The organism is Lentzea albidocapillata (assembly GCF_000719115.1).
Classification (GTDB): domain Bacteria; phylum Actinomycetota; class Actinomycetes; order Mycobacteriales; family Pseudonocardiaceae; genus Lentzea; species Lentzea albidocapillata.
Genome location: NZ_JOEA01000018.1, coordinates 131,445 through 140,656, shown reverse-complemented (window position 1 = coordinate 140,656; position 9,212 = coordinate 131,445). Strand labels below are relative to the sequence as shown.

The 9,212-nt window shown below is 69.6% G+C and carries 8 protein-coding genes; 2 read left to right on the top strand and 6 right to left on the bottom strand.

Annotation, left to right across the window (positions count from 1 at the left end; all coding sequences use genetic code 11):
- Positions 1-115: 115 nt before the first annotated feature.
- Positions 116-469, top strand: coding sequence for a zinc ribbon domain-containing protein (locus IG04_RS48995; RefSeq protein ID WP_420864957.1), 354 nt, complete (start codon positions 116-118; stop codon positions 467-469).
- Here the strand turns inward: IG04_RS48995 and IG04_RS0129050 are convergent.
- Genes IG04_RS0129050 through IG04_RS0129035 form a run of 4 tightly spaced genes read right to left on the bottom strand, consistent with a single transcriptional unit; the run spans position 409 to position 4,485 of the window.
- Positions 409-921, bottom strand: a complete 513-nt coding sequence (locus tag IG04_RS0129050; protein WP_030479918.1) for a sigma-70 family RNA polymerase sigma factor — start codon at positions 919-921, stop codon at positions 409-411. The genes IG04_RS48995 and IG04_RS0129050 overlap by 61 nt on opposite strands.
- A gap of 12 nt (positions 922-933) precedes the next feature.
- Positions 934-1,707 carry an enoyl-CoA hydratase/isomerase family protein gene (locus IG04_RS0129045; protein ID WP_030479917.1) on the bottom strand — a complete coding sequence of 258 codons (774 nt, stop codon included), beginning with the start codon at positions 1,705-1,707 and terminating at the stop codon, positions 934-936.
- Positions 1,708-1,717: 10 nt separating this feature from the next.
- Positions 1,718-2,950: a ferredoxin reductase domain-containing protein gene (locus IG04_RS0129040; protein ID WP_030479916.1), complete on the bottom strand. Its 1,233-nt coding sequence runs from the start codon at positions 2,948-2,950 to the stop codon at positions 1,718-1,720.
- Positions 2,947-4,485 (bottom strand): amino acid adenylation domain-containing protein, encoded by a 1,539-nt coding sequence (locus IG04_RS0129035; RefSeq protein ID WP_051770893.1) that lies wholly within the window; start codon positions 4,483-4,485, stop codon positions 2,947-2,949. The genes IG04_RS0129040 and IG04_RS0129035 overlap by 4 nt, the downstream gene beginning before the upstream one ends.
- A gap of 213 nt (positions 4,486-4,698) precedes the next feature.
- On the opposite strand from IG04_RS0129035, the gene IG04_RS45615 reads away from it, so the two are divergent.
- Positions 4,699-5,031, top strand: a complete 333-nt coding sequence (locus IG04_RS45615; RefSeq protein ID WP_084400964.1) for a hypothetical protein — start codon at positions 4,699-4,701, stop codon at positions 5,029-5,031.
- A gap of 1 nt (position 5,032) precedes the next feature.
- Here the strand turns inward: IG04_RS45615 and IG04_RS0129020 are convergent, their stop codons facing one another.
- Both IG04_RS0129020 and IG04_RS0129015 read right to left on the bottom strand, forming a co-directional pair.
- A complete protein-coding gene (locus IG04_RS0129020) occupies positions 5,033-6,118 on the bottom strand; it encodes an aldose epimerase family protein (protein WP_030479913.1) in 1,086 nt (361 codons plus the stop codon).
- Between the two features lie 13 nt (positions 6,119-6,131).
- Positions 6,132-9,206 carry a family 43 glycosylhydrolase gene (locus tag IG04_RS0129015; protein WP_030479912.1) on the bottom strand — a complete coding sequence of 1,025 codons (3,075 nt, stop codon included), beginning with the start codon at positions 9,204-9,206 and terminating at the stop codon, positions 6,132-6,134.
- Positions 9,207-9,212 lie beyond the last annotated feature (6 nt).

The window sequence follows — 9,212 nt, the reverse complement described above, 5'->3', positions numbered from 1 at the left end:
GGGTCGATCTGGGTATCGTGAACATCGCGACCACCTCTGACGGTGACCGGTTCTGCGGGTCGCGCCTGAACCGCTGCTCGGTCAGTTCCTGACCTACAAGGCCCAGCGGGCTGGTGTGGTGGTGGTGCAGGTCGATCCGGCCTACACCTCGCAGACCTGCCACGCCTGCGGGCACGTCGACAAACGCAACCGCCGCAGTCAGGCGGTGTTCCATTGTGGTAGGTGTGACTTCGTTGGGCACGCCGACCACAACGCGGCACACAACATCGCGGCTCGCGGTGTCGTGCGCTGGGGCGAAGTCATGCGCCCAGACGCAGCGCCCATCCTGGCAGCCAGCCAGGACGGCAGCAGCAAGCCTGAAAACCGCCGCTCGCGGCGATTGGCAAACTCGTTCCTTCAGGGACGAGTTCATGACCGCCCCGTGACCCCGTTCTCCTGCAGGGCAAGCCTCAGCGCCCGCAGGCCGTAGTGCAGCCGCGACTTCACCGTGCCCTGCGGTACCTCCAGCGCGTCGGCGAGCTCCGCGATGGACTCGCCGCGGTAGTAGGCCCGCACGATCACCAGCCGGTGCTCCGGTTTGAGCGTGGACAGCGCGTCGGCGACGAGCCAGGCGTCGAGCGTGGAGTCGGTGTGGTCGGCCCGCGAACGCTCGGGCAGGCTCTCCGAGTCGACCTCCCACCGGGCACGGGCGCTGCGCCGCTCGTCGATGGCGTAGTTGCGCGCCACGGCGTAGAGCCACGCCTTGGACGCCGACGAACCCTGTTCCAGGACTTCGGGATGCCGCCAGGCGCGCAGCAGTGCCTCCTGGACGATGTCCTCGGCGAGTTGCTGGTCTCCGGTCAGCCGCAGGGCGTAGCGCCACAGGGCGGCGGCGTGGCCGTCGTGCAGCGCGCGCAACAGGGCGATGTGGTCGTCTTTCATGACGCACTCCGCCTAGGTGCGGAACACCGGGGAGCGCTTGCCGAGGAACGCCGCTGTGCCCTCACGCATGTCGTCGGTGGTGAAGGCGTGCCGGAACGCCTCGAGCTCGACGTGCAGTCCCAGGCCGACGGGCATGCCGTCCGCGGCGTTGATCACCGACTTGCACGCGGCGACGGCGGCGGGCGAGTTGGCGGCGATGTCGGCGAGCACCAGGCGTGCGGCGGCGAACATCTCCTCGCGGGTGTCGAAGACCTGGTTCACCAGCCCGGTGCGGTGCGCCTCCGCCGCGTCCACCCGCCGGCCGGAGTAGATCATCTCGCGAGCCCGCGCCACACCCACCCGCCGGAACAACCTGACGCAGCCCCCGAAACCGGGGATCAGCCCGAGGAGCACCTCCGGCTGCCCGAACACGGCCTTGCGGGTGGCGTAGACGAAGTCGCACGCCAGCGCCATCTCGCAGCCGCCGCCGAGCGCGTAGCCGTCGACGCAGGCCACCACGGGGACGGGGAGCCGCTCCAGCAGGCAGGTCACCTCCTGGCCCAGAGCGCCGAACGCCTCGCCCTCCTCGCCGTTCATGGCCGCCATCTCACGGATGTCGGCGCCGGCGATGAACGCCGGTCCCTCGGAGCCCGTGAGCAGGACCGCACGCGGACCGGAGAGGGTCGACAGGAGGTGGCGCAGCTCGGTGAGGGTCCGCTGGGACAATGCGTTGCGGGCGTGCGGCCGGTTCACGGTCACCGTCAGCACGCCGCCCTGCTCGTCGAGCACGAGGTTCCGATAGTCCACAGTGGTCTCCTCACGAGTCCCAGATCGCGCCGTAGGCGGGGATTCCCCTGGCCTCCAGCTCTTCGACGACGTGCCAGGTGGTCTGTTTGTTCGAGATGCAGATGACTGCCTCCGCGCCGAAGCGCCGGCAGGCGTCGTGCGCGAGCGCGACGAGGTCCGGCTTGCCCTGGCCGGCGGTGTCCCAGACGACGGCGTCGGGCTGCGCGTCGAGGATCTCGTCGACCAGCGCGTCCCCGTAGGTGCGGCGCGGGTCGCGGGTCGACCACACCAGCGTCGCCGGAGCGGTGCGGGCGAGCAGGTGGGGCAGGCAGGGACCGATGCCGCTGCCGGTGGCCACCCACACCACGCGGTGGAACAGCTTGTCGATGTTGCCGACTCCCGCGGTCGGGATCCCCTTCACCCACAGGTGGCTCGGCTGGTCGGCGATGAGCTTCGCCGTCCAGTCACCGGCGCGGGAGATGGTGAGCCGGAAGCCCGGGCGTCCCGGAGCGGGCACGTTCGCGAACGAGTGCCATTCGAGCAACGGGTGGCGGCTCACCGCCGTCGAGGAGCCCGCGAACGGCGTGACACCGTGGTCGAACGACACCAGAGCGACGTGCGGAGACGGGCTGACGATCCGCACCGGCACGCGCCGCAGCCGAAGCCACGGCAGCGCCACACTGACCACCACGAGGGCGAGCGGCCAGAGGAACACCGGGTTCGAGACCGCGGCCAGCGCCGCGAACAGCACGAGCACCGCCCAGCCGCCGAACCGGTGCGACCGCTCGAAGAGGTCGTGGTGGCGGGCGCGGAGCCGGGGAAGCGCGAGCACCGTCATCACGACGAGAAGAGCGAAGATCGTCCAGCTCAGCGTGATCGGCAGCGCGCCGTGCGCGGTGGTGGCGAGCGGGAGGAACCAGACCACGGCGCAGACGGCGGCTCCGACGTGCAGGCCACCGAAGTGGTAGACCTTGCCCAGCGTCCACCGCACCCGCAACGGCCAGTGCTTCGGCGCGCTGGTGGCCAGCCGGAACAGCAGGTTGATCACCAGCTGCTGGCGGACCAGCGCGGCGAGGGCCACGTTGACGACCACGAGCGTGGTCAGCACGTCCTGGTCGCCCCGCCAGTCGCCGATCACGGCGAAGACCAGGTTCGCGAGCACGACGGCCGCGGCGAGCCGGTTGTGGTGGGTGAAAGGGCGCCGGCGCAGGGCCGCGCGGAGGGAACGATCGGCCGGTGGCAGGACGACCTCGTGCAGCGTCATGCCACGGGCTCCCGCCGCAGTCCGTCCACATGCGACAGCAGTGCGCGCCGGTCGACCTTGCCTCGGTCGGTCGTCGGCAGCGTGTCGACCGGGACGATCAACGTCGGCACGCAGTAGTACGGCAGCCGTTGCGAGACCGCCCGCCGCGCCTGCTCCGGCGTCGCGGTGCCGGGGCTGATGAACCCGACGAGCTTCCCGTCGTGCACCACGGTCGTGGCGCGGTCGCAGTCCTCGGCGCGCTCCAGCGCCGCGGTGACCGCGTCCAGTTCGACGCGGAACCCGCGCACCTTGACCTGGTCATCGGTGCGGCCGCGATGTTCCAGCCGACCCTCGCGCGTCCACCTCGCGAGGTCGCGGGTCCGGAACATCAGGTGATCGCCGCCGAGGAACGGATCGGGGCGGTACCGCTCCGCCGTGAGGTCGAGGTCGCCCAGGTAACCCGCCGTCACGCACGCCCCGCCGGCCCACATCTCCCCGACCGCGCCGATGGGGCACGGCAGCAGGTCGTCGTCGAGCACGTAGACGGTCGTGTTCGGCACAGGCCTGCCGATGGTGAGCTGACCGGTGCCCGGTTCGTAGCGGTGCACCGTGTTGACGATGGTGACCTCGGTAGGACCGCAGGCGTTGTGGAAGGCCACGCGGCGGGCCCACACGTCCGCGAGGGCCTGCGGGCAGCGCTCACCGGCGACCGCGACCGTGCGGACCCGTTGACACGCGGCGGGATCCAGCGTCGCCAGCACGCTGGGCGTGGCGATCACGACCTCGACCGTGCTCGCCGTCCGCGCGAGGTCGTCGCCGCGGATCACGAGCGTGCCGCCGTTCGCGAGCGTGCCGAGGATCTCCCACATCGCCATGTCGAAGGCGATGTTGAGCAGCTGGGACACCCTGACCCCCGGTGCGACGCCCAGGGAGCCGGGCGCGGTGAGCAGGACGTTGCACAGGTTGGCGTGGGAGACCCGCACCCCGTTGGGACGCCCGGTGGTGCCGGAGGTGAAGATGACGGCGGCGATGTCCGACTCCGCCGTGATGGTGCGGCAGAACGCGCTGACGTCGGGCAGGGTGTCGATCGTGATGATCGTGGCCAGGTGAGGGGGCAGCGAGGTCGCGTCCGCTGTCGTCGTGAGCACCACATCGACGTGCGCGGTCCGGACGATGTGCCGCAGGTGGGCCTCCGGTGTGATGCGCACGTCCTGCGGCACGTAGGCCGCGCCCGCCTTGAGCACCGCCAGGATGCCCACCACCATGGAGATCGACCGCGTCAGGAACAGTCCCACGTGGTCGCCGGGGCGCACGCCGCGCCGGACCAGCAGCTCGGCCAGCAGCGTGGCTCTGGCGTCGAGCTCCCCGTAGGTCAGGGATTCACCGAGGTGTTCCACGGCTGTCAGGTGCGGGCGCCGCGCCGCGTGCGTTTCGAAGGCGTGGTGGACGTGGTCGGACGGAGGGGTCCGGACGGGACCGGCGCCGAACAACTGGAACAGTTCGCGGTCGGCGGGGGACAGGTCGAACAGGGCGGATTCCTGGAACACGGCTGTCACGACAGGTGCCCTTTCGTGAGCGGTGCGTGGGCAACCGCTTGAACGAGACAGCCCGCCGGGAAGTTCACGTCGTGTCGAATCGCCCGTCGAATCGAAAAATGCTTGTGGTGTAAAGCTTTTGACGCTACAGAAGCCCTGGGGCCCGTCACCCGGACGGCTGATCCTGTGCTCCTGCGTTTGTCATAGCCGTCTGCGCATATGAGCATCTGTCCTATGACGACTGTCGAGCACGCTCCCGCGGAACTGCACCGCCACACCCACGGTCCCGGTTGCGGCCACGACGCCCTCGTGCACCGGGACCACGTCGACTACCTGCACGACGGGCACCTGCACCGCGAACACGTGACGGATCGCGGCGTGCATTACGACGAGTGCGACAAGTGCAAGTGCGCCCACTGCACGGACTCGTGCGCGCAGTGCGACTGCTCGGAATGCGACTGCCCGACCTGCAACCACGCCCAGTGTGCGTGTGACGGGTGCGCGGACTCGTGCGCGAACTGCACGTGTGCCGAATGCAGCTGCCCCACGTGCAGTCACGCGGCGTGATTCAGTCCGCAGTGGACAGTTGGAAGACCGTCTCCTGGTGGTAGACGTCGCCGGGCCGCAGCACCGTGCTGGGGAAGTCCTGGCGGTTCGGCGAGTCCGGGAAGTGCTGCGCCTCCAGGGCGAAGCCGGCGCCGCGGCCGTACGGGCGGCCGCTGGTGCCGATCAGTTCCTCGGTCAGGAAGTTGCCTGAGTAGAACTGCAGGCCGGGTTCGCTGGTCCACATGGTCAGCAGGCGCCCGGAGACCGGGTCGCAGGCCTGCGCGGCGAAGGAGGCGCCGGAGGAGTCGAGCACCCAGTTGTGGTCGTAGCCTCCCGCGATGCGCAGCTGGGGGTGGGCTGCGCGGATGCGGGAGCCGATCGCGGTCGGCAGCCGGAAGTCGAACGGGCTCGCCTCGACCGGCACGGGCGCCCCCACCGGGATCAGGTTCTCGTCGACGGCACAGAACCGGCTCGCGTTGAGCATCAACGACTGGTGGTGCACGTCGCCGCTGCCTTCCCCGGCCAGGTTCCAGTAGGTGTGGTTGGTCATGTTGAGGACGGTCGGGGCGTCCGCCGTCGCGCGGTAGGTGATGCTCAGGCGGTTGTGCCGGTCGAGCCGGTACGTCACCTGCGCGTCCACGGTTCCGGGGAAGCCACCGTCCCCGTGCGGGCTCACCAGTTCGAGCCGCACGCCCACGCTGTCCGTCTCGTGCAGTTCGGTCGCGGACCACACTCTCGTGTCGAAGCCGGCCGGTCCGCCGTGCAGGCTGTTCGGGCCGTTGTTGAGCGGGAGCTGGTGCTGGACGTCGTCGAGGGTGAAGGCGCCGCGGGCGATCCGGTTGGCGTACCGGCCGATCACGGCGCCGAAGAACACCCTGGCCGCGCCGGGCCGGTTGTTCGCGACGTAGTCGTCGAGCGCGGGGAACCCGAGCACCACGTTGGCGGGAACACCGTGGCGGTCCGGTACCTCCAGCGACTGGATCACGCCGCCGTAGTCCAGCACCCGCACGGTGAGCCCGCCCGGCCACGCCAGGACGTACCGGTGGACGTCGGTGTCACCGGCCCGTCCGAACAGTTCCCGGCGTAGCTCGGGTTCCCGCTGCGACATCGAACTCCTCGTATCAGTTGATCAGGGCCCGGCAGTGCTGCGGCCGGATCCGTTGTGGTGCGACGCTCTCCAGGGTCGGCGCGACCGGGACGATGGAGCCGTCGCGGCCGAACCTCATCCTGTCGATCGTGGTCTCGCGGTGCGTGCCGTCCCCGCCCGGGATGGCGAAGCGGTGGTAGACGAGGTACCAGTCGTCGGTTCCCGGCACCCGCAGCATCGAGCTGTGGCCGGTGCCCTTGATGCCGAGCTTCAGGTCCTTGCTCAGGATCAGGCCTCGGTTCGTGAACGGGCCGGTGGGGCTGGCCGCGGTCGCGTAGGCGACGCGGTAGTCCTCGCTACGGGTGTCGTCGATCGACCAGCTCAGGTAGTACGTGCCCTTGCGCTCCACCATGAACAGGCCCTCCCGGAAGTCCGTCAGCCCGGTGAGGCGGGTGATCTTGGCCGGGTCGTAGGAGATCATGTCACTGTTGAGCGGAACGACGTAGGCCTCGCCGTTGCCCCAGTACAGGTACGCCTGTCCGGAACGGTCGACGAAGACGGCGGGGTCGATGGCCTGGCCCCCACCGGTGGGGTTGCGCGAGATCAGGGGCTGACCGGAGTCGACGAACGGGCCGGTCGGGGAGTCGCTCACGGCGACGCCGATCTTGGCCTCGGCGCAGAAGTAGAAGTAGTACTTCCCGTCCCGTTCGATGATCGCCGGTGCCCACGCGTTGCGGTCCGCCCAGCTCACGCCGGGACCGAGGTCGAGGATGACGCCCTCGTCCTTCCAGTCGACCAGGTTCTTCGACGACCAGGCGGAGAACTTCGTGCCGCTCCAGCCGTCGAAGCCGTCCGTGGTCGCGTAGATGTAGTAGGTGTCGCCGAACGCGATGATGTTCGGGTCGGCGTTGAGGCCAGGCAGCACGGGGCTGCGCATCTCGTGCGCCTCGACCGTCCACACCCGACTCTCGCGGCCCGACCGCACGGTGAACTGCCGCGGCTTGCGCAGATCGACCGGACCGCTGGGCGTGATGGTCGCGCCGGGTGCGAGACCGAAGTCGAGCTTGACCCGCCGCAGGTCGGTGCCGGGCCGAACGGGGAGCATCACGCTGCCCGGTTCGATGACGGCGGGTGCCTTGAGCGAGTTGTGCGCGACAGACCGGATCAGGGTCGCGTTGAACGGGAGCGCTGCCACGTCGGTGCCGGAGAGCGCCCGGTTGTAGAGGCGGACGTCCTTCATCCTGCCGAGCAGCGTCCGGTCCGCGGCGTAGACCGATCGACCCAGGTAGTTGGCCGCGGTGATCCCGCCGCCGAGGTCGGATGGCTTGGTGGTGACACCGGTGTTGCGCGCCACCTCCACGCCGTCGAGGTAGAGCACCTCCACGCCGCCACCGATCGTCAGCGTCACGTTCTTCCAGACGCCACGTGGTAGCGCACGGCCGGAGTTCGCGCCCTGCTCGGTCGTCCAGTTGCCGGCGGCGATCGCGCCGCGATAGGTGTCACCGGTGCTGAACAGGTAACCGTTGCCGGTGCCGTTCGGCGCGGTGTTGCCGAAGCCGTAGAGGAAGTACGGCGTCTGCTGGGCCGGATCCACCAGCACGTCGGCGGAGATCGTGGAGGCCTGGGCGCCGGTCAGCATGTTGTTCGGCAGCTGGACGTGCCCGCCGCGCAGCGACAGGGAATCTTCGGAGAACGCGGCGTTGCCGGCGAGGACGCCGTCGTAGCCGTGACCGGTGGCGTCGGACGCGGAAGCGGTCAGCGGCCAGTGCGCGACGAGGCCCTTCGAGTCGGCCTTCACCGGTGCCGGGGGAGCGGTGAGCCTGCTCAGTTCGGCCTGGGTCACCGGAAGCACGGTGCCGTGGCGCGGGGACGCGGGCAGGCGGGCGCCCGTGGACATCGTCCACTTCCCGGAGGCGAGGTCGGTCGTCTCGAACGGCACGTAGCCGCGGCCGCCGTACTCGTCGATGAAGAGGTACCACTTGTTCTCGGTGTTGGACTTGAACCCGGTCGGGCCCTCACCGGCGCTCAGGCCGGGGCTCGTCGGGGTGGCCTTGCCGATGCACTCGGCGACGAAGTCGTACTTCGGGTTCAGCAGGTCCGCCGACTTCTCCGCGGTGATGTACTTGCTGCACGGAGAAGAAGACGAGTTGTTCCGCTCGTCCTTGGTGTATCGGTAGTAGGTGCCGTCGTGCTCGATGACCGTCGAGTCGATGACCGAGTAACCGGGGTCGATCCAGACCTTCGCCGGGCTGAACGTCACGAAGTCGCGCGTGGTCGCGTACATCATCCGGTTGTAGCTGTCGCCCGTGTGGCCGGGATCGTTCTCCGCGTACAGCTTCGACGCCCAGTAGACGACGTAGCTGCCGCGCTTGGCGTCCCAGAACGCCTCCGGTGCCCAGGTGTTGCCCGCGGTCGGCGGCGACACCTGGACGCTGCGCTGGCGCGACCAGTTCCGCAGGTCCGTCGACTCCCACACCATCAGCGACCGGCTGCCGCTGCGCTGTGCCGCGTCCCAGCCGCGCCCGCCGTTGATCTTCAGGTCGGTGGCCAGCAGGAAGAACTTGTCACCCTCGGGGGAGCGCAGGATGAACGGGTCGCGCACGCCCAGTTCACCGAGGCTGGACTTCAGCACCGGCTGGCCGCCGTTGACCTCGGAGAAGTCCAGCGGGTTGTTCCCGTTGCTGGCGGCGGCGTAGATCTGCTCGCCGATCGGGCTGCTCTCACCGGTGAAGTAGAAGAAGCTGTAGCCCGCCAGCGGTTCCTTCACGGGCAACGGAGCGACGGTGGCGGTGAGCGCGCGAGTGGCGCTCTGCTGTCCACGGCTCACCTTCGCCGTCAGCACGACCTTGGCGGGCTTGCTGCCTGCAGGAGGGCGGCTCACCTCACCGGTCGGCGTGATCACCTTGGCGTTGGACGACTTCCACGTGACGGTCGTGTCGTGCGCGCCGGTGGCGGGCAGGGTGAGGTGTCCGCGGACGTCGCCGATGTTCGGCACCTCCAGCGCGTTCGCCGCTGTCCGCACGAGCGGTTCGGCGGCGGCCGGGGTGATGGGGACCAGGGCGGCCGTCACGGCCACCACCAGACCGAAACGGCGCAGGGATGACAACATCGTTGT